General features: G+C 40.8%; 16 protein-coding genes. 9 read left to right on the forward strand and 7 right to left on the reverse strand.

The features are described from left to right. The first annotated feature begins 59 nt into the window (after positions 1–59). From lepA to I6E61_RS02600, 6 genes are all read left to right on the forward strand, one after another. Entirely contained in the window at positions 60–1,856 is a 1,797-nt protein-coding gene (gene lepA / locus I6E61_RS02575; RefSeq protein ID WP_194195917.1) for a translation elongation factor 4, read from the forward strand. A gap of 101 nt (positions 1,857–1,957) precedes the next feature. Continuing rightward, positions 1,958–2,860 carry a signal peptidase I gene (gene lepB / locus I6E61_RS02580; protein WP_197129230.1) on the forward strand — a complete coding sequence of 301 codons (903 nt, stop codon included), beginning with the start codon at positions 1,958–1,960 and terminating at the stop codon, positions 2,858–2,860. A gap of 131 nt (positions 2,861–2,991) precedes the next feature. After that, positions 2,992–3,384: a DUF4845 domain-containing protein gene (locus I6E61_RS02585; RefSeq protein ID WP_227685632.1), complete on the forward strand. Its 393-nt coding sequence runs from the start codon at positions 2,992–2,994 to the stop codon at positions 3,382–3,384. Between the two features lie 101 nt (positions 3,385–3,485). Then, the gene (rnc, locus tag I6E61_RS02590) at positions 3,486–4,283 is read left to right on the forward strand and encodes a ribonuclease III (protein ID WP_197129233.1); all 798 of its coding nucleotides are present in this window, start codon (positions 3,486–3,488) and stop codon (positions 4,281–4,283) included. 362 nt (positions 4,284–4,645) lie between these two features. Beyond that, on the forward strand, positions 4,646–5,611 hold the full coding sequence (gene era / locus I6E61_RS02595) for a GTPase Era (RefSeq protein ID WP_227685650.1): 966 nt from the start codon (positions 4,646–4,648) through the stop codon (positions 5,609–5,611). Positions 5,612–5,667: 56 nt separating this feature from the next. Further along, entirely contained in the window at positions 5,668–6,444 is a 777-nt protein-coding gene (locus I6E61_RS02600) for a DNA repair protein RecO (protein WP_197129240.1), read from the forward strand. Positions 6,445–6,712: 268 nt separating this feature from the next. Here I6E61_RS02600 and I6E61_RS02605 read toward each other — a convergent pair whose 3' ends face one another. Next, positions 6,713–7,306: a GspH/FimT family pseudopilin gene (locus tag I6E61_RS02605; protein WP_197129243.1), complete on the reverse strand. Its 594-nt coding sequence runs from the start codon at positions 7,304–7,306 to the stop codon at positions 6,713–6,715. A gap of 703 nt (positions 7,307–8,009) precedes the next feature. Here I6E61_RS02605 and I6E61_RS02610 point away from each other — a divergent pair. The 3 genes from I6E61_RS02610 (at position 8,010) to mscL (ending at position 12,215) form a co-directional block, all read left to right on the forward strand. Next, complete coding sequence (locus tag I6E61_RS02610; RefSeq protein ID WP_197129246.1) at positions 8,010–9,275, forward strand: OmpA family protein; 1,266 nt, start codon at positions 8,010–8,012, stop codon at positions 9,273–9,275. Between the two features lie 356 nt (positions 9,276–9,631). After that, positions 9,632–11,482: a translational GTPase TypA gene (gene typA, locus I6E61_RS02615; RefSeq protein WP_197129249.1), complete on the forward strand. Its 1,851-nt coding sequence runs from the start codon at positions 9,632–9,634 to the stop codon at positions 11,480–11,482. 280 nt (positions 11,483–11,762) lie between these two features. Next, positions 11,763–12,215 (forward strand): large conductance mechanosensitive channel protein MscL, encoded by a 453-nt coding sequence (gene mscL / locus I6E61_RS02620; protein ID WP_197129252.1) that lies wholly within the window; start codon positions 11,763–11,765, stop codon positions 12,213–12,215. A gap of 123 nt (positions 12,216–12,338) precedes the next feature. Here mscL and I6E61_RS02625 read toward each other — a convergent pair whose 3' ends face one another. The 6 genes from I6E61_RS02625 to cysM all read right to left on the reverse strand — a co-directional run bounded on the left by I6E61_RS02625 (position 12,339) and on the right by cysM (position 20,419). Next, on the reverse strand, positions 12,339–12,779 hold the full coding sequence (locus tag I6E61_RS02625; RefSeq protein WP_197129255.1) for a hypothetical protein: 441 nt from the start codon (positions 12,777–12,779) through the stop codon (positions 12,339–12,341). Positions 12,780–13,058: 279 nt separating this feature from the next. Continuing rightward, positions 13,059–13,997 (reverse strand): bifunctional DNA-formamidopyrimidine glycosylase/DNA-(apurinic or apyrimidinic site) lyase, encoded by a 939-nt coding sequence (mutM, locus tag I6E61_RS02630; RefSeq protein ID WP_197129258.1) that lies wholly within the window; start codon positions 13,995–13,997, stop codon positions 13,059–13,061. Between the two features lie 54 nt (positions 13,998–14,051). Then, positions 14,052–16,604: a bifunctional (p)ppGpp synthetase/guanosine-3',5'-bis(diphosphate) 3'-pyrophosphohydrolase gene (locus tag I6E61_RS02635; protein ID WP_197129260.1), complete on the reverse strand. Its 2,553-nt coding sequence runs from the start codon at positions 16,602–16,604 to the stop codon at positions 14,052–14,054. Between the two features lie 299 nt (positions 16,605–16,903). After that, complete coding sequence (gene rlmD, locus I6E61_RS02640) at positions 16,904–18,445, reverse strand: 23S rRNA (uracil(1939)-C(5))-methyltransferase RlmD (protein WP_197129277.1); 1,542 nt, start codon at positions 18,443–18,445, stop codon at positions 16,904–16,906. Positions 18,446–18,518: 73 nt separating this feature from the next. Further along, positions 18,519–19,343 carry a 3'-5' exonuclease gene (locus tag I6E61_RS02645; protein ID WP_197129279.1) on the reverse strand — a complete coding sequence of 275 codons (825 nt, stop codon included), beginning with the start codon at positions 19,341–19,343 and terminating at the stop codon, positions 18,519–18,521. A gap of 107 nt (positions 19,344–19,450) precedes the next feature. Continuing rightward, the gene (gene cysM / locus I6E61_RS02650; RefSeq protein WP_197129495.1) at positions 19,451–20,419 is read right to left on the reverse strand and encodes a cysteine synthase CysM; all 969 of its coding nucleotides are present in this window, start codon (positions 20,417–20,419) and stop codon (positions 19,451–19,453) included. Positions 20,420–20,784 lie beyond the last annotated feature (365 nt).

Consider the following 20,784-nt stretch of genomic DNA (forward strand, 5'->3'; position numbering starts at 1 on the left):
CAACAGCATTTATTCTTTTGGTTTCATTATTCTATCACCCTTAATTTAGTAGGCGCTTTGTGACTGCATTAGCCAATATTCGTAACTTTTCAATCATTGCCCACATTGATCATGGCAAGTCGACACTTGCTGATCGTTTTATTCAGATGTGCGGTGCCTTGCAAGATCGCGAGATGCAGGCGCAAGTACTTGACTCCATGGATATTGAGCGTGAGCGCGGTATCACTATCAAAGCGCAGTCGGTAACGTTGTTCTACGACCATCCTAATGGTGAGCGTTATCAGCTCAACTTCATCGATACACCAGGACACGTCGACTTTTCTTATGAAGTGTCGCGTTCATTAGCCGCTTGTGAAGGTGCGCTTTTGGTCGTTGATGCCGCGCAAGGCGTAGAAGCGCAATCAGTAGCCAACTGCTATACGGCAGTTGATCAAGGCCTAGAAGTCATGGCTGTACTGAATAAAATTGATTTGCCACAAGTTGAGCCTGAACGTGTTATTCAAGAGATTGAAGACATTATTGGTATTGATGCGGTTGATGCACCTCGAGTATCAGCCAAGTCAGGTTTAGGCGTCGATAAGCTGCTCGAAGCATTGGTTGCGTTTATTCCAGCACCGACTGGTGACCGTGAAGCGCCATTGCAAGCGCTGATTATTGATTCATGGTTTGATAACTATTTGGGTGTGGTGTCATTGGTTCGTGTACGCGAAGGAACTATACGCAAAGGTGATAAGCTCTATATTAAATCAACTCAAGAAGCGCATTTAGTGGGTTCTATTGGTGTATTTACGCCAAAGCCTGTAGATACGGGTATTTTAGAAGCGGGTGAAGTAGGCTTTATTATTGCGGGTATCAAGGATATTGCCGGAGCACCAGTAGGCGATACCATCACTCATGCTAAGACCCCTGATGTGGATCGTATTCCAGGCTTTAAACAAGTCACCCCGCAAGTTTATGCTGGCATGTTCCCTGTAGAGTCTACAGACTTCGAAAAATTCCGTGAAGCCTTACAAAAACTGCAGATCAATGATGCATCGCTATTTTTTGAGCCAGATACTTCAGATGCGCTTGGTTTTGGTTTCCGCTGTGGTTTCTTGGGTATGCTACACATGGAGATTATCCAAGAGCGTCTAGAGCGTGAATACGACTTGGATTTGATCACTACAGCGCCTTCAGTAATCTATGAAATTGAGAAAAAGAACGGCGATGTTATCTATGTAGATAACCCCTCACATCTACCCGAGCCAAACAACATCGAAGAGTTTCGTGAGCCAATTGCTCGCTGTCAGATCTTAGTGCCGCAAGAGTACTTGGGTAATGTGATGACTTTGTGTATTGAGCGTCGTGGCGTTCAGGTCGATATGCGCTTTATGGGTAGACAGGTACAGCTGATATTTGATATTCCAATGGGCGAAGTCGTCATGGATTTCTTTGATCGCCTAAAGTCGGTCTCACGTGGTTTTGCCTCGCTTGATTATAACTTTGAGCGTTATCAAGTCGACAAGCTGGTGAGAGTCGATGTTCTAATCAACGGTGATAAAGTTGATGCTTTAGCGATGATCGTGCACGAAACTCAGTCACGTTATCGTGGTAACGCATTGGTTACTAAGATGAAAGAGCTGATTCCACGTCAGATGTTTGATGTGGCCATTCAAGCGGCTATTGGTAGTCAAATCATCGGTCGTAGTACAGTGAAAGCTATGCGTAAAGATGTACTAGCTAAATGTTATGGTGGCGATGTCTCACGTAAGAAAAAGCTACTATCTAAACAGAAAGCTGGTAAAAAACGCATGAAGCAAGTGGGTAATGTGGAAATTCCACAAGAAGCTTTCTTGGCTGTATTGCAAGTAGAGTAAGTAGTGAGTATTCACTACTAGTATAGAACTGGCAATTATCAATACAATTAACTGATAAATAGCAACCGTTAAAGCAGCAGCTCGTTAATAGGCAAACTAGTATGGATTTTGATTTCAATTTAATTTTAGTGCCGTTAACCGTAGTCTTGGGTATAGTTTGGCTATTAGACAAATTGGCACTCAAACAACGCAAAACTCGTGGGCGTGGTCAAGAAGGTTTGCTAGTACGCTGGGCTTATGACTTTTTCCCCGTATTAGCAGTGGTGTTAATTGTGCGCTCATTTTTGATTGAGCCTTTTAATATTCCATCATCTTCTATGGTGCCGACGCTATATACGGGTGATTTTATCGCTGTGAACAAGTACTCGTATGGTGTGAGATTACCGCTAACTTATAATAAAATATTGGATACAGGCTCGCCTGAGCATGGTGATGTCGCTGTATTTCGCTACCCTGAAAATCCTAGTATTTATTATATTAAGCGTGTGATTGGATTGCCTGGTGATACTGTCAGCTACGATCAAGGTGTACTTGCGATTAATGATGTTCCGATTGACACTCAGCTAGTAGATTTTGCGGCAAATGCTGAATTGACTTCACAGCTTTATTTGCCGGGACAAATTGCTCCAGGACAAGAGCTGACAGAGGAAAGTGCAGCTGCAATGGGTCAGCAAGAAGAAAATGAGGCGCAGTACTTTCAAGAAACACCGGGTGAGAACAAGCATCTTGTTCGCTACTTGACTGGTATGAACAGTGCTCAGTACGCACCATTTTTACAGCAGCAATCTCCAGAAGTGGTTAGCTCAGAAGGGACAGAATGGCGTATCAATGTCCCAGAAGGCCATTATTTTGTCATGGGTGATAATCGTGACCGTAGTGCCGATGGTCGATTTTGGGGGTTTGTACCTGATGAGAACCTAGCTGGTAAAGCGGTTTATATTTGGATGCATAAGCCACCAGGGCTTAACTTACCAACCTTCCAACGTAATGGTGCTATTAATTAAGATTATGAGAATCTCTATTGGTTGATTTTTCGATAATAGTTTTGTGCTAATATTGTTGCTATCTAATAAACGGATACCTAATATTTGGGTATTCACTAAAAATAGTAACTTATCAGTAGAGGAATACAATAATGCAGCAATTATCTGGATTGGCCACGCAGCGCGGTGCTAGTGTGACAAGCATCGTATTTATCATCATGGTATTGGGCATTGCTGCTAAATTGACAGTTGCTATTGTGCCAGCTCAGATTGGTGACTATCAATTGACCAAGCTCTTGGGTACGGAGCTTCTAGAGTCAAATAATAATAACGAAACGGCTAAACAGTTTGTTGAACGCGTTAATAGACAGTTATCTATTAATGCGGACTATAACACTACAGCAGAAGATGTTTTTACTTTTACAGATAAAAAAACAGGTCAGTTGGCCATCTACAAGCAATATGCAATAACCAATAATTTCTTTAGCAATATTGATATCGTCAATCGTTTTGAAGGTGATATTGATATGGCAGCAGCAGAGTAATTGAAAGAGGTGTTAATACCCTCTGAAATTTTCCTTATAACCTTAGTCGATAAATATTATGACTAAATCCGTAAAACAGAAGGGATAACCACAAGCCACGCATGAAACCAACTTCGCAGCACTCCCAAGCGGTTCCTACTCCTCAACAAAATAGCACGTCTGTCGACACGCTTGTTGTTAGCTCAGAATTTATTCAGCGGCTAGCGGTATTAACGCGTAAGTTGGGCTATGTGTTCAACGACTTGAGCCTTCCGAAACTTGCATTGACGCATCGCTCATTTGATAGCAAGAAAAACTATGAGCGTTTAGAGTTTTTAGGCGATGCCTTACTGGGTATGATTGTCGGTGAGGCTTTGTATCATCGCTATCCTAGCCAAAATGAAGGTCGATTAACTCGTATGCGTGCAACGTTGGTACGCCAAGAGTCACTGGTCATCATTGCGCAAAACTTAGAACTCTCTAACCATCTCATATTAGGAGTGGGCGAGAGGAAGGGTGGTGGTCGTAATCGTGCTTCTATATTGGCTGATGCGGTAGAGTCCCTAATAGGTGCTATATATTTAGACAGTAAAGATATGGACATTACACGAGATTGCGTGCTTTCTTGGTACGGAGATTTGATTGATAATGTCAATGATCGAAAAGCATTGAAAGATGCAAAAAGCCGTTTGCAAGAGTGGCTTCAATCTAAGCAGTTCGACTTGCCCCATTATGAACTAATGGAAACACGTGGTAATGCACCGTATCAGATCTTTGTTGTACGTTGCCATGTTAATATCAATAACTGTCCTGACATTACTGAATCTGGTGAGAGCCGCCGTATCGCTGAACAAAAAGCAGCAGAACTTATGATTAATCAGCTGCACAAACTTCCAGGCTCAGCTAAAAAGCGTACATAACTAATATTTAGCTATTTGTTACCAACGTAATTTTAAACTGACGACACATATTCAGTGACGTTTTAAAAACTGCTTATTTGTTTTCTTTTAAACGTCACATATTTTCAAACCTCAAATATTTTCCAACCGATAACGGTATTAATTTTTTAGTGCTGATAAAACCAATTCATCAGTATGTACTGTTTGACTGGTTATAAAACCTACAGGATTACCCTATGAGCAATCATACTGATTTGCCATCAAATAACGAAGATAACGCCAAAAATATGACTGAGAAAAAAGACATTACCCTAAGCCAAAGTAATACTGATATAACGAATGATGATATCGACCACTCAAAAGATATTACGTCAGAAAACGATATGGCAATTGAGGAATTCTTTTCGCCTAGTCGTCATGAAGGTATAGCTGATAACTTTAAGACAGGTTATGTTGCTATTGTTGGACGTCCAAATGTCGGTAAATCGACACTAATGAATCACTTGTTGGGTCAAAAGCTGTCTATCACATCACGTAAACCGCAAACAACTCGTCATCGTATTCACGGTATTTTATCAAATCATGAGATGCAGGCTGTATTCGTGGATACACCAGGTATTCATCGTAATGAAGTGCGTGCTATCAATGAGCGTATGAACAAAGCTGCCGTATCTGCGTTAGTTGATGTTGATTTGGTGCTATTCGTTGTTGATTCAGACCAGTGGCGTGATGATGATTTATTAACATTGCAAAAGCTTGGTGATACAAACTTAACGGTAGTATTGGTTATTAATAAGTCAGATACCTTAAAAGACAAAGGCAGTGTATTGCCACTTATCGAGACTTTTAATGCTAGTTTTGATTTTGCTGATATCGTGCCTGTATCTGCTTTAAAAAATCAAAATCTAGATCGTTTAGAAGAAGTAATTGCGTCACACCTACCAGTTGCGGCACCTATTTATGATACTGAACAAATCACTGATCGCTCAGAGCGTTTTTTAGCCAGTGAGATTATCCGTGAAAAAATCATGCGTAGTTCAGGTGACGAAGTACCATATGATTTAACAGTACAAATTGATGCATTTAAAGACGAACCTGCACATACTGATCCAAAAACAGGTCGCCCACGTAAAGCTTGCACTTTTATCGATGCGACTATTTATGTCGAGCGTAGTGGTCAAAAAGCGATTGTCATTGGTGACAAAGGACAACGTATCAAGCAAGTGGGTATGGACGCTCGCAAAGATATGGAACAGCTTTTTGATAAGAAAATTATGCTCACACTATGGGTGAAAGTGAAGCGTGGTTGGTCTGATGATGAACGCGCATTGACCAGTTTGGGATATTGATTAGATATTAGCATTTTGAAGATTTCTCTATGTGCTAGATGCTGAGGTAATAAAAAATGCGTAACGAAGCGCTAGTCGGTTACTTATTACATCAGCGTCCCTATCAAGAAAAGCGCGCTTTATACTATTTATTTTCTCAACAGCATGGTGTGATACATGGTATTGGAAAAAAAGGCGCGCCATTGTTTATGCCTTTACAACTCTTTGCTACCGGCAAACGTGATTTAAAGACCTTCAGTCAAATCAATATCACGTCACAAATCTCTACTTCAACAATTAGCGCAGAAGAAACTGATATTGTTGTTACCTTAGAGTCATTACCTTATGGCAACATCACTGGCCAGCAGCAATACTCTGCACTATACCTAAATGAAATATTGTGGCGGTTGTTACCTACTGAAGATCCCATGCCTGTATTGTGGCAGCACTATCAAAACAGTTTGCATCAACTTCGACAGCCTTTAGATACCGATGAATTAAGACTGTGTCTGCGCCAATTTGAGTTTTACTTATTTGAAGAGTTGGGCTTTACCTTAACTTTAACCCACGATAGTGTCCAAGATGTTATCGAACCAGATTGTTCTTATTGCTTTTTACCTGATGTGGGATTTATGCCCGTTTTACAGAATAAACTACAATCTGAACATTTAGAAAGCACCACTATGAAAACGGTATTCATGGGTGCTGAATTGATAAACATGGCAGAGTTAGGTATTACCAAAATGACTCTGAATCATTGGTCGAAGTTATATCGACACCTCATAGATCATTTGCTTGATTATCAGCCGTTACAAAGTCGTTTACTATGGCAGCAGCAGCGACGTTATCAATAGTGAAGGTGATTGTATGCTTTGTACTATCTATAAAGGTTACCTTCCTTCAAAGCACATGCTATTTAACCTATTATTTTAGATATGTGTTTCGATAGTGAGTTAGATATTGATATGAGAAATATTTCTTGTGCGCATATCTTCATTATTGATAATTCAATTCACCTTTTTTACAAAAACCTTTATCCAAATAAGTTATTCAATATAAATCTATTGTAGACGAGCTATAAGTTAAAACTACTAAAGGTATCGTTATCGTATACTGATCTGGTTAACTCTCACATTTGGTAGGGTGGTTCTCATTAAACTTCTGTGTAATACGGCCTGCTTGGCTAAATGATATGAGGTACATCGCTTCATTATAGTCAACAATCGGACAGTATTTGATATGACCAAAATGCCCTCGAGGCTTGCCAGTGTCACCCCAAAACTTAGTGTAATGGCGTCTGGCGCCAACCCGTAAACTTAGCTTGCTGTATTTAGGGTTTAAAGGCTGCTGAGAGAGTAGGGAATCTATTTGATCATCAAAGTGCTTATTATCGTTTTTATCTATAAAGAGCAAAAGTGTCATGTCGCTATCTCTATGGCAGCGACCTCCGTTATCAGACAAACAAACAATCACATTTTGTCTTCTAATATAACTTTCAGCTTTCGCTAGGGTCAGCGAGCTTTTTAACTGACTTTTGATACGTTTGGCTTCCATGTGTGCCAAGTGCGTTTGTATGAATGGCATTGCAATCGCTACTATAATTGCTAAAACTGAAATGGTGACAATAAGCTCGACTAGGGTAAAGCCTTGTTTATATTTAAATATGCTTTTATTTACTATGACTCTATCGAACGGAGATATGTTAGAAAACGACATATGAAGTCGCGTTATAGAAAAGGCAGATCTCTTACGAAGGTGCTTATAGGCAATTGATCTCAATAAACGTAATAAAAACGCAGATAGCTTTCCATAGCTTGATAACATTCTATAAAGCAGTGTCATAAGAGCTTATTACCTATAATGAATGAGTTATTTCAATAAAACGATCTCGCTTTTTATCATTGGCTGTTCAAGTGTTCCTAAAAGCCCTTTAATAGCATATGGCTTGAGTATTTTGATGAGGTAAATACTTGAAAATAGGGCGGAATTTCACATATATGAAACAATGTTGGCTATCCTAATATATACAGAATATATATCTACTGTCAAAATTTGTTTCAATTAGTGAATGAAAGGTTTTAACAATAGAGAAAAATTGCTTGTCGTATTAAAATATGCTCAGGCAATAGGTGCTATTAGGTTTGTTACCTATGGGAAACTGACATACAAAAGATAAAAAGCGTAAGGCGCGTTAGTTATAGGTAACTACAGCAGGCTATTGTGTTTTAGTTACAACATTATCGTGTAATAATGTGTAGCTCCTTAACGAAAAAAGTTGTAAACTGAATCGATAATCGCTAAGCTACTCCTTAATTGGTTTTGCTTTGTCACTTGAAATTCGTAAAAGATGTCTATTTGAAGCGTCTTGAAGAACGGTTTTGCTTAATGCATCACTAAACTTATCCTTTGGAGGAAGTCCATGAAATTGAATAAAATAGCTCTAGCTTTGTTTGCTGTAGCCGCTGCACCTATGGCTGCTAACGCTGGTGTTACCATTAGCCCGTTGTTACTTGGTTATCACATGACTGAAGAATTCAGTGATACTTCTGACAAACAGCGTGAAGTATTGACTACTGGTAAACAACTTAATGATGGTAGTACTTTGAATGGTGGTGTTGCTAAAGAAAGCAGCCTATATACTGGTGCTGCTCTAGGTATCGAACTTACTCCTTCTACTCAGTTCCAAGTTGAGTATGGTGTATCAAACGCGAATGGCGAAGCTTCTGAAGATTCAGCTGAATCTGGCGCTAACCGTTTTGATGTAGAACAAACCATGTTAACTGGTAACTTCTTAATCGGTACTGAAGAATTCACTGGTTACACTGATAGTGCATTGAAGCCATATGTATTGGTTGGTGCTGGTCAATCTAAGATCAAAGTAGAAAACCAAGAAACTTATGTTTCTGATGTAACTGGCGAAACAGTTACTGCTGGTACTAAAGTATCAAGCTCTAAAGATACTATCGGTAACCTAGGTCTAGGTGCTATGTATCGTATCAACGACGCTATAAGCCTACGTGGTGAAGCTCGTGCGATTCATAACTTTGATAACAACTGGTGGGAAGGCATGGCTTTGGCCGGTCTAGAAGTTGTACTTGGTGGCCATTTAGCACCTACAGTAGCAGTACCGCCAATGCAAGAGCCAATGGTTGACAACACTCCAGTAGTAGTTGTTGAATCTGATCTTGATTCTGACGGTGATGGCGTACCTGATAGCATCGATGCATGCCCAGGCACTCCAATGAACGTTGTAGTAGATGAGCGCGGTTGCCCAGTACCAGTAGACATTACTGATGAACTGAAAATGGAACTACGTGTATTCTTTGATAACGATAAATCAGCTATCAAAACTCAGTATCAGCCAGAAATCGCTAAAGTAGCAGAGAAGATGCGTGAGTATCCTAACTCTACAGCACGTGTAGAAGGTCATGCTTCTAAAACTGGTCCTTCAGCACGTTATAACCAACGTCTGTCTGAAGCTCGTGCCGTTGCAGTTAAATCTATGCTAACTAACGAATTCGGTATCGCTCCAAACCGTCTATCAACTGTTGGTTATGGTTATGATAACCCAATCGCTCCAAACGACACTGAAGAAGGTCGTGCTATGAACCGTCGTGTTTATGCCATCATCACTGGTGACAAAACAATGACTGTTGAACAAACTAAAGACATGGTTGTTCAATAAGTAATAGCCAATTGGTTATGTGATTAAATATATAGTTACAAAAAAAGCTGCCCATTGGGTGGCTTTTTTTTATTTATGTATTGAGAAAAGTGAGTTATTACATAAATTTATGAATCAATAATGTTATACTAGCTGCCCAAACATTCTGTAAATTGACAGAATGTACATTAGCATAGCTATCTGTATGATGAATTTATCAGTGTAGATTCTTGATTATATTGAAATTATTTGATTAACAGCACTTATTGTGCAGTCGTCTAAAAGTAAGTATTCAATATCTATCTGGTTGATGATAAATGTTTATCCGGTGGCGCTTATTGCTACTGCATTTTTTTAAGACGAAACGAGCATTTTATATGGCGAACGATATCAAACACCTGCGTAACATTGCAATTATTGCCCACGTTGACCACGGTAAAACAACTTTGGTTGATAAGTTATTACATCAGTCTGGTACTTTTGGCGACCGTGCAAACATTGCTGAACGTGCAATGGATTCAGGCGATATTGAGCAAGAACGTGGTATTACTATTTTGGCTAAAAACACAGCTATTCGCTGGACAGATCAAACTGTAGATACAGAATATCGTATCAACATCGTTGATACTCCAGGTCACGCCGATTTCGGTGGTGAAGTTGAGCGTGTTATGTCAATGGTTGACTGCGTATTGCTAGTTGTTGACGCTGTTGATGGTCCAATGCCTCAGACTCGTTTTGTAACGCAAAAAGCATTCGAACAAGGGCTAAAGCCTATTGTTGTTATCAATAAAATTGACCGTCCTGGTTCGCGTCCTGATTGGGTCATGGATCAAATCTTTGATTTGTTTGATAACCTAGGTGCAACTGACGAGCAGCTTGATTTCCCAGTTGTTTATGCATCAGCATTGAACGGTGTTGCAGGTTTAGAAGCTGATAATTTAGCTGATGATATGACGCCACTGTTTAAGACTATCGTTGATGTTGTACAGGCTCCACAGGTTGATGCAGATGCACCATTCCGCATGCAAATCTCAAGCCTTGACTTCAATAGCTTTGTTGGTGTTATCGGTATTGGTCGTATCCAGCGTGGTAAAGTTAAACTTAACACGCAAGTAACTGTCATTGACAAGCATGGCAACACGCGTAATGGTCGTATTCTAAAAATCATGGGCTATCATGGTCTTGATCGTATTGATGTTGAAGATGCACAGGCTGGTGATATCGTTTGCATCACTGGTATTGATGCACTTAATATCTCAGATACGATTTGTGATCCAGCTAATGTTGAAGCATTACCAGCACTAACTGTAGATGAACCTACCGTATCAATGAACTTTCAAGTAAACAACTCACCGTTCGCTGGTCGTGATGGTAAGTTTGTGACGTCACGTAATATTCGTGAGCGTCTTGAGCGTGAATTGATTCATAACGTAGCACTACGTGTAGAAGACACAGAGTCTCCTGATAAATTTAAAGTATCAGGTCGCGGTGAGCTTCACTTATCCGTACTTATCGAAAACATGCGCCGTGAAGGTTTTGAGATGGGTGTTTCAGGCCCAGAAGTTATCGTTAAAGAAGTTGATGGTAAACTACAAGAGCCGTATGAAAACGTTGTGTTCGATATTGAAGACGAACATCAAGGTTCTATCATGGAGCAAGTTGGTCTACGCAAAGGCGAGATGACTAACATGGAACTTGATGGTAAAGGTCGTATGCGTATTGAAGCGACTATGCCTGCTCGTGGTTTGATTGGTTTCCGTTCTGAGTTCTTAACACTGACTTCAGGTAGCGGTATCATGACTTCTAGCTTCTCACATTATGGTCCGCAAAAGATCGGTGATGTTGGTGGTCGCTCTAACGGTGTATTGGTTTCTATGACCAAAGGTGTTTGCCTAGGCTTCGCACTATTTAACCTTCAAAAACGTGGTAAGTTATTTGCTGAGCCACAGCTTGAAGTATATGAAGGTATGATTGTCGGTCTGAACTCTCGTAACGATGATATGACAGTTAACCCAACAACTGGTAAACAGCTAACCAACGTACGTGCTAGTGGTACTGATGAAGCATTGACGTTGACACCAGCGGTTAAGTTTACGCTTGAGCAAGCACTTGAATTCATTCAAGATGATGAATTGGTTGAAGTGACACCTAAAGCGATTCGTATCCGTAAGCGCTATCTGACTGAAAGTGAGCGTAAGCGTCACGGTCGTGGTAAAAAAGGTGCTTAATATCAATAAGTGAGTTATTCAGTAATTCATATCATTGATGTTTGACACTGAAACTCAATGTTAGTAAAAATTTTCTGGCATTGAAGCAGTTAAAAGATTAGCAGTATAAGGTGAGCGATTAGTGCTTCACTTTATACTGCTTTTTTTTGTGTTGTAATTTTGCAAAAATAGAGACAGAATAACAAACAGTAGCAAAGTATTCATTTTTTGTTATAAAAGCTAAAGTTGAAGTAATTTTTAGACAGTGGTCTATTGGTAAATAAATTTTTAGGAGAAAACAATGAGTATGGTATCGGAGTTTAAAGAGTTTGCGTTAAAAGGTAATGTGATGGACCTAGCAGTTGGCGTCATCATTGGTGGTGCTTTCGCAACCATCACAACTTCTCTCGTGGCAGACATTATCATGCCTATCGTCGCCTTTATATTCGGTGGCGAAATTGACTTCAAAAACATGTTCTTAGTATTAGGGGACGCACCTGAAGGTATTGCGATGACCTATGATGCACTCAAAGAAGCGGGTGTTCCAGTATTAGCATACGGTAACTTCATTACGGTGCTTATTAACTTCCTAATTTTAGCGTTTATTATCTTTATGATGGTTAGAACGGTAAATAAAATGCGCCGTGCTCAAGAAGTAGAGGAGGTGATAGAAGAGATTGTAGAGCCTTCAGAAGAAGTGCTATTACTTCGTGAAATTAGTGCCAAGTTAAGTAATGCCGATATCTCAAAATAAAGTCATTAATAGGGTAGTTAAAACAAAAAAAGGCTAACGTTGCGTTAGCCTTTTTTATTGTCCATTTACAAACACATTATCTGTAGCGTCTATATATGGTTAAAAATGTTTGAGAATAACTGTTTATGGATTAACAATTACATAGTCGTTTGTATTAATCAAAATCTCTGATGGTTGGTCGACGACGATACGTACGAGGTTGTTATCATTTGCTTGTGACTTGTAATAGTTGTCTTCAGCAACAGAGCAACCTAAGCAACGACCCATTGCGTCCCAAGGCTCTACAAATAGCTTCTGCTGCGCCTGATCTGCGTTGCCACCGATTAGTGAGAAAGGTAGGCTAACCAGGTAGAGTGCAGTACCAGCAACGGCACCTATCAGTTGTAGAGGCTTACCTACAGTAACATCGGCCACCATAGTTCCGTAGGAAGGTCCAAAGTCATTCTCATCAATCTCTATTGCGGCCAAGGCTGGCTGCATGCTAGCGACCAACAGACTTAAGCTGGTAGCAACAGTAAAAGCTTTTTGCTTAACTGTGCGTTGTTTCTTGGCTTTAACAGTCATAACGATATCCTAAAATTCACAATTGGTATGATTAGTGGCTACTGATATTTCTAAAAAAAATATCTTGGCAGCGATAGGTAAGCTAAATATTACAGATAAATAAACCGTATGCACTATTTATGTAAGTGTTATTACTATTAAAGCAAGATGTGGGCTAATAAGCAACAAAAATGCGCATGATATACCGGTTTGAATGAAAAAATATAAACCATTAAGATGAAATTACTACGCTGTTGATTATAGATCGAAAGGGGTAAGTAAAAATACTGAAAATTATGGTTAGCCTATTGGTTGACAACTAGGGCAAAATACACTGGCTCGGCCATTAAGCTTGATATTCTCAAGCGTTGTCTGACAATGTGGACACGCTTCACCTTGTCTGCCATAAACGTTTAATGTCTGCTGAAAGTAACCTGTTTGACCACTAGCAACGGTAAAATCTCGTAGTGTCGAACCACCTAGTGCTATTGCCTTTTTTAGAATAACTTTAATATGATCAACTAAAATGACAATTTGATCGTACGATAATTTATGAGAAGGTGTGGCCGGATGAATGCCTGATAAATACAAGCTTTCTGCGGCATAGATGTTCCCTACACCTACCACTACCTGCTGTTCCATAATAACTGACTTGATAGGGCGAGAGATAGGTTGCTTTTTTGATTTAGCTTTATTTGCGACAGTTGCCTCAGAATTTTCACCAGATACGCTTGTACGTTGAATCAAGTGGTATAGATAGTCCGCAGTAAATACATCTGAAAGCGGTTCAGGACCTAGGTGGTCCAATAGCTTGGCACTATAATCTTGATACCACAATACCGAGCCAAATCGTCTTGGGTCATAATAGTGTAGCTGGGATTTGGTATTATCAGCATTATTGAAGACTATTACTAAATGGTCGTGCTTGCGTTTATCCGTGCCATAACTGTGCTGCTGTAAGCTACCTGACATGCCTAAATGAATCAATAGCTGCTGAGGTGCTAACTTATCAGATTGCGCCATAGCGTTACTATCATTAGATGACGCAGGTAAAAAGTTCAGTATTAAATACTTTGCTCGGCGCTCGACACTAGCTAATGTGAAATCAACCAAGATATCTAAGTCATCTGGCATCGCCCAGCGTAGCTTCGGCTGGAATATTTTTACATCGATAACCTGTTGACCTAGTAATGGCGCTAGGCTAGTTTTGGTTGTTTCTACTTCAGGTAATTCAGGCATGATATTTCTATAACAACTTTATGATTAAGTGAATATTTATAGCCAGGCTTGTATTTAAACAACGGCGCGACGAGCATGCAAGATACCATGCTGTTGCTCTAACTTAGCTAGCAATTTAGACAAATGAGCCAGTCCCGAAACTTCGATATGAAACTTCAAAAAGGCAATATTATCGTCATTGCTAAGCGTTTGAACCTGACGGATATTGACATTTTCTTTATCAATAATTTGTGTCAAGTCACGCAATAGCCCTCGTCTATCATAAGCCTCTACATGGATATCAACGGGTTGATAACGACCAGACTGTACTCGCCAAGCAGCTTCTATCGCACGCTCAGGGTCTCGCTCGATTAGACGCGAATACTCAGGGCAGCCACGATTATGAACACTAACACCGCGTGACAAAGTGATGTAGCCCGCAATTGGCTCACCATGTACAGGGTGACAGCAACCTGCTAAATTGACCTCAATATTATCCAAACCATCAATATGAATTTTATAGGCATCAATTTTGCCAGTATCTCTATTATCTACGCTAGGTATAAAATCTTCAGGAGGTCTTTCAGGCTCTAGATGTAGCTGTCGAGAGATGTGACTGGTTAACTGATTTAAACCGATATCACCAGTGACCAGTCCAACGATAATATCGTCGGTAGTATTGGCATTGAAATGCTGAAGGTAATCGTTTAAATCAATACTGTTTGGATGTACCGATAGTCGTTCAAGCTCTTTGCTGAGCATTTGACGACCAATCTCAATATTTTTATCACGGTCTTGTTTGTTAAACCACTGTCTTAATTTTGAGCGGGCGCGGTTGGTGTGAATATAACCAAGTGAGGCAACTAGCCAATCGCGATTAGGTTCACGTGATGCCTTAGTGATAATTTCAACTTGCTCACCCGTTTTGAGCTGATAGGTGAGCGGCACATAGCGTTGATTGACTCGAGCAGCTTGCGCACGATTGCCAACTTGAGTATGCACGTAGTAAGCAAAATCAAGAACGGTCGCACCTTTTGGTAATTCAGTAATATCACCATCACGGCTAAAGATATAAATACGTTCGAGCTCATCAAAATCAACGAGTTGCTCTTCTTCATCTAGCTCTATCTCATCGAGCTCTTCACCTGTTAATGAGGGTGACCGTAGCTGATTACGCGTTTCATTATTAATAGATAAGAGCTGACGCAGAGAGCTGATTCTTTGATTAAGGTAATTATCCTTTTTATTCTTCAGACCTTCTTTGTAGTTGACGTGCGCACACATGCCAAGCTCTGCTTCAAAATGCATCTCATGTGTACGAATTTGTACTTCGAGAGATTTATTCTTAGCAATCACAGCAGTGTGTAGCGAGCGATACCCGTTAGATTTTGGATTGGTGATATAGTCATCAAACTGTTCAGGAATATAACGCCATAAGCCATGTACCAATCCTAGGACGTGGTAACAATCTGAAGGGTTGGTGACCAATACCCGCAATGCACGAATATCATAAAGCTGATCAAATGATAAGCCTTTGAGCTTCATTTTTCGGTAAATCGAATAGATATGTTTGACACGTCCAGAAACCTCACCTTCAATATTGGCTTCTGCTAATGCTTCATTAAGTTTGTTTTGCACGCGCTGAATATAGGATTCACGTTCGCTGCGCTTTTCGGATAGTAGCTTAGCAATTTCTTTGTAGCGATCAGGCGCAAGATAACGAAAAGCTAAATCCTCAAGTTCCCATTTTAGTTGTGCGATACCCAGTCGATGCGCCAATGGAGCATAGATGGTCATAACTTCACGTGCCACACGACTTTGTCTATCTACACTAGAAAAAGTCAGCTCACGCATGGCAAATGTACGCTCAGACAGCTTAATCAGTACGACGCGTACATCATTGGTGACAGAGATGAGCATGCTATAAATATTGGATAGTTGATCACGCTGGTTATTGACGAAGTGATCTTCTAAGCGTTTATTGCTCTCGATAATTTCAGATAGCTTACCCATTGCCAAGGCATCTTTGACTAAGGTAGATATATCAGAGCCAAAGTTTTTTTCTATCTCAGCGAGGCTAATGATAGATTTACGCGCACTACGATAGAGCATTGCAGCCACAAGAGCATCTTCATCCTGATAGAGGTAGGTCAATATATCCGTCATACCAATACCAGTGACATAAGCGCCCGAGCGTTCAGACTCGCTAGTATTCATATGATTGCGAATAAATTCACAAGCGGCGTGCAGGTTAGGGACAGAGTCTTGACCAATACGTTTGGCTACATTGTCCAGCCAAGTGGGAACGTCGATATTCACCTGATCTAAGTCAATAGCTTCAAGCTCTTCTTCAGAGAGCGTATTGTTTTCATCTAACAGCGGGTTATCAGAATACTCGTTCTCAAGCTTTGGATCATGGCTGTGAAAAGCATGTAAGGCCGAGCGATCAAAAGTGGTGTGTAGCTTATGAGTTGCTAGCTGGTATTTGATATCGAGCGGGATTTGGGCATAGCTATTGGCAGACTGATGAGAGCGTTGGCTCGCAACCAGTTGGGCTGCAAGCGTTGCACTATCGGCTTGTGTGGTCTGTCCATCCACTAGCGGTAATCCTTCACGAATTTTTACCATAGCCGGCTCCTCTTAGCTATTTTGAATTGAGTATAACCTCGTCTACTATACACACACTTCAAATTCGTATTTCATAAAGTGGCAGATATAAACCAATGTAGCTGCTAAAAAGCGATTTTTAGCAGCTAGAAAATGCGTGTAAAATATATAAAGCTATGAGTATTGACGTTCACTAAGTTCTGATTTTCTAGACATAGAAAAGTTGTTTACTATTATCCCATTTTAAGATGACAAATCAAGCAAGGCTATGTAATGTCTGTTGTTAATCAAGGTAAATAGCTCGATTAACAAAGAGAAGATTAAATGGCTACTTTTTCAAAGCGAGCGATTGATTCAACATGACCAGTATGGCAGAACATATCCATCACGCCAGCATGTGTCAGACGATAGCCTTGTTCTAACAGCGCTTTGGTATCACGGGCAAGGGTCGCAGGATTACAAGAAACGTAAACGATTCGCTCAGCATTAAATTTAGGCAAATACTGCATAATCTCCCAAGCACCAGAGCGCGGTGGATCAATTAGTAGCGCATCAAACCCTTGGTTGGCCCAAGGTTTATCAGTGCAATCATGTGTCAAATCTTGGCTATAAAACTCAGTATTATTGATGCCATTGCGACGTGCGTTATCTGCTGCGCGTGCGGTCATGGCTTCGCTTCCTTCCACGCCAACCACTGAACCTGTCTCGCCGACGAGTCGCGCTAGCGGTAAGCTAAAGTTACCCAAGCCACTAAATAAATCCAGTACGCGTTCACCTGCTTTTAGGTCTAATAAATCGCAAGCGAGCTTGGTCATTTGACGATTCACAGATAAGTTAACTTGAGTAAAATCAGTCGGGATAAATTCAAACGTCAGATCATACTCTGGCAGTTGGTAATACAGACGGCCAAACTGTTGGCTCATGTCATCAGCATCTGTTAATGCAATGCGTTGGATACTATCAGCCCCTTTAGACTGAAGGTATAGTTGCCAATTACGTGCCGCAAAAAATACTTTTAATTTATCTACATCACCGTCTGATAATGGCTCTAAGTTTCGCACGATAAGGGCAACTGGCTGATTACCATCTGGTAACTCAGGTATCTGCTCACCCATGGCCAATTCAAGCTGAGCAATTTTGTTACGACTCTCTAACGTGCTGATCAATGCTTTTAAGTTTTCAATCTCAAACCCAATTCGTGGGTCTAAAATATGACACTCATTTAACTCCGCTAAAAAGTTACTTGAGCGCTCACGGAAGCCAACCAAAGCTGTTTCTTTTTTGGTGACATAACGCACACCTAGACGTGCTTTGGTACGATAGCCGAGTCGATCACCAACGATTGGTGCAAGCCAGTTATCAGGCTCTACATTGGCTTGGTGCATGAGCATTTCAGCCAGTACAGATTGCTTAAAGTTGATTTGTTTTTCTGGCTGCCAATGCTGCAAGTTACAGCCACCACAGACGCCAAAATGTGGACACGGTGGTACGGCACGTTCAGGATTTGGGTTGGCAGTGATGCTGATTGCATCGCCTTCCTCAAAACTGGCACGGCTATTGGTTATTTTGACCAATGCGCTTTCACCTGGTAGCGCAAAACTAACAAAGGTTGTTTTGCCATGCTTGTCTTCAGCATGACCATCATCAACCCCAAAACCATTGCCATAGATGGCAACACCGCGACCATCATGCGACAATCTATCGATGGTAAAAGGAATCGGTTCTGCATCTTTTAGGCGACGACGTGTTTTTGATGATGGCTTAGATTTTTTCTTATTTGGTGGGACGACGATGGTTTGTCTATCGTTAGTTTGTGGCGCTGCGTCAGATGCTATAGACGTTTTTGAATCGGTGGGTTGCATAAACCTGCCTTAATAATAAATGATAAATAACAAAGAAATAATAGTAAAAGCGACTGCTTAGAATGCGGTATTTTTATGATATGGGTGCAGATGACCAATTTGATATGAAAGCTTGATGACGTATGATGCCATCTGCTGGGGCATATTGTACTAAATAATCATAGCTCTGCTGCTGCCAAGTATCAAAGTCTTGTGAGGATAATTGCCCTGTTAAACGCAACCAGCGCAGATAGATGAGCCACGTATTCATGACGTCAGACTCGCAATAGGTAGATAGCGCTTGCCAATCCCCATTAGTGACCAGGTCACCAACCATGCTGCCATCAATATCAGTTTTGCCGGGTAGGCCATAAAGGCTTGCGACGATATCCATGGCTTCGCGATGGCTAGCACCGTACTGACTGAACCTATCCATCAAATCAAGATGACGAGTGTGAAAGCGGTTAGTGTAATTATCAAAGCGCATGTTTTTGATACGATCGCCTTCTTCAAATAACCATGGTGCTGACAAGTCATACTGCATGGCACGATATATCAGTACAGGGATATCAAAACCTGAACCGTTCCAACTGATCAGTTGCGGCAGTTTTTTAAGATCACTAAATGCTCGAAAGAATTTAGTGAGAATCTCTTCTTCGCTGAATTTATCTGCGGTCAACGAAAATAAGGAGAAATTGCCATCTTTAATATATAAAGCAGAAATACAGACAATACGCTGTAGTGGCAGGCGCATAAAGTCGTGACCAGCTTCTTGCATACGAAGAGCTGTCAAAGCACTTAGCGTATCTGCATCATTGAGCTCAGCCAACTGCGGATAGATACGGCGAGCCGCATCCGTATCGGCGACAGTCTCGATATTAAAAACCAGTATAGGGTCGGAAGGTCGGGCTTGTGACATAGATAATCCTGACTATTTATCAACGTGTCGTTAATCCACTATAGAAGAGGGATAGTATTAATCTCTCTTAAATTGAACCAACTATATTGAGCAGTGTTGTCTGCTCGTTACTTAACTTCTAGGCTGTTATCGACATTGCTATCATCCACATCGCTGTCAACAACATTGTACAAACCCGTCGATAAGTAACGATCACCACGATCGCATACGATAAAGGCAATAACAGCATCAGGATTTTCTTTAGCGACCTGTACGGCTGCCCATGCTGCTGCCCCTGAAGAAACACCTGCGAAGATGCCTTCGGTTTTGGCCAGTTTGCGCATATAGACCTCTGCGACACGCTGATTAATATCCATGACTTCGTCGACTAAGTCCGCATCGAAGATACCAGGCATGTAAGCGGCAGGCCAACGACGGATACCTGCAATCGCAGCTTCTTCATCAGGTTGCAAGCCGATGATTCTGATATCAGGATTTTGTTCTTTCAGATATCGTGAGACACCTGTGATAGTACCAGTGGTGCCCATTGAGCTAATAAAATGCGTGATTTTACCCTCAGTTTGCGCCCACAGTTCAGGTCCTGTAGTGAGGTAATGCGCCTGACTATTATCAGGGTTATTGAACTGATCTAATACAATGCCTTCACCTGCTGTTTGCATTTGCAGTGCCAAATCACGCGCCGCTTCTATCCCTTCATCAACCTCGATTAACGTTGCGCCATAGGCAATCATTGCATCTTTACGTTCTTGGGTTGAGTTGGTTGGCATCAGTAGTGTTATTGGATAGCCACGCATCGCCGCGACCATAGCCAATGCAATGCCAGTATTACCGCTAGTCGCTTCAATCAGCATGTCACCAGGCTTGATATCACCACGCTGTTCTGCTTGATAAATCATGTTAAAAGCAGGACGGTCTTTGACAGAGCCAGCAGGGTTATTACCCTCAAGCTTGGCCAATAACGTAGCGCCATTGGTTAGTTGCTCTGTCTCAGGTAGGCGCTGCAACTTAACTAACGGCGTTTGACCGACGCAATCAGCAAGTGTCGTCACTTGAGTAATATAGTTAGCCTTTAACATAGCCGGAGCGGACATAGAGTATCCTTATTAATTTTAAAATTGATTTTTGAATAATAATGTATTTCTTAAATATAATTTTAGTTTTTGAGTCAAGATGTTAATACGGTTCCTATCAAGGTAAGCTAATGATTTCGTGGTTGATTGTATTGTGACAATCACAAAAAAATGGCAACCAGTAGAAAGTTGCGTCATTATATCATTTTGTTTTTGGCTACGCTGATGGCATCAACAGATTTTGGTAAATGAGTGGTGTCTAAAAATGACTAGACAGCTAAAAGACGGTTGCGGCATCAATCATTAGCCATATCATCGATGATAAGATTGGCACCTATAAATGCTGTTAAAATAGCTGAGATATTTATAAA

Origin of the sequence: Psychrobacter sp. NZS113 (assembly GCF_015864825.1) — a bacterium.
In the GTDB taxonomy this organism is placed as follows: Bacteria; Pseudomonadota; Gammaproteobacteria; order Pseudomonadales; family Moraxellaceae; genus Psychrobacter.

Excerpts from the sequence above, each read along its gene's own strand:
- lepB (WP_197129230.1), top strand. The coding sequence starts at position 1,958 with ATGGATTTTGATTTCAATTTAATTTTAGTGCCGTTAACCGTAGTCTTG.
- I6E61_RS02585 (WP_227685632.1), top strand. The coding sequence starts at position 2,992 with ATGCAGCAATTATCTGGATTGGCCACGCAGCGCGGTGCTAGTGTGACA.
- rnc (WP_197129233.1), top strand. The coding sequence starts at position 3,486 with ATGAAACCAACTTCGCAGCACTCCCAAGCGGTTCCTACTCCTCAACAA.
- era (WP_227685650.1), top strand. The coding sequence starts at position 4,646 with ATGGCAATTGAGGAATTCTTTTCGCCTAGTCGTCATGAAGGTATAGCT.
- I6E61_RS02600 (WP_197129240.1), top strand. The coding sequence starts at position 5,668 with ATGCGTAACGAAGCGCTAGTCGGTTACTTATTACATCAGCGTCCCTAT.
- I6E61_RS02605 (WP_197129243.1), bottom strand. The coding sequence starts at position 7,306 with ATGTCGTTTTCTAACATATCTCCGTTCGATAGAGTCATAGTAAATAAA.
- I6E61_RS02610 (WP_197129246.1), top strand. The coding sequence starts at position 8,010 with ATGAAATTGAATAAAATAGCTCTAGCTTTGTTTGCTGTAGCCGCTGCA.
- typA (WP_197129249.1), top strand. The coding sequence starts at position 9,632 with ATGGCGAACGATATCAAACACCTGCGTAACATTGCAATTATTGCCCAC.
- mscL (WP_197129252.1), top strand. The coding sequence starts at position 11,763 with ATGAGTATGGTATCGGAGTTTAAAGAGTTTGCGTTAAAAGGTAATGTG.
- I6E61_RS02625 (WP_197129255.1), bottom strand. The coding sequence starts at position 12,779 with ATGACTGTTAAAGCCAAGAAACAACGCACAGTTAAGCAAAAAGCTTTT.
- mutM (WP_197129258.1), bottom strand. The coding sequence starts at position 13,997 with ATGCCTGAATTACCTGAAGTAGAAACAACCAAAACTAGCCTAGCGCCA.
- I6E61_RS02635 (WP_197129260.1), bottom strand. The coding sequence starts at position 16,604 with ATGGTAAAAATTCGTGAAGGATTACCGCTAGTGGATGGACAGACCACA.
- rlmD (WP_197129277.1), bottom strand. The coding sequence starts at position 18,445 with ATGCAACCCACCGATTCAAAAACGTCTATAGCATCTGACGCAGCGCCA.
- I6E61_RS02645 (WP_197129279.1), bottom strand. The coding sequence starts at position 19,343 with ATGTCACAAGCCCGACCTTCCGACCCTATACTGGTTTTTAATATCGAG.
- cysM (WP_197129495.1), bottom strand. The coding sequence starts at position 20,419 with ATGTTAAAGGCTAACTATATTACTCAAGTGACGACACTTGCTGATTGC.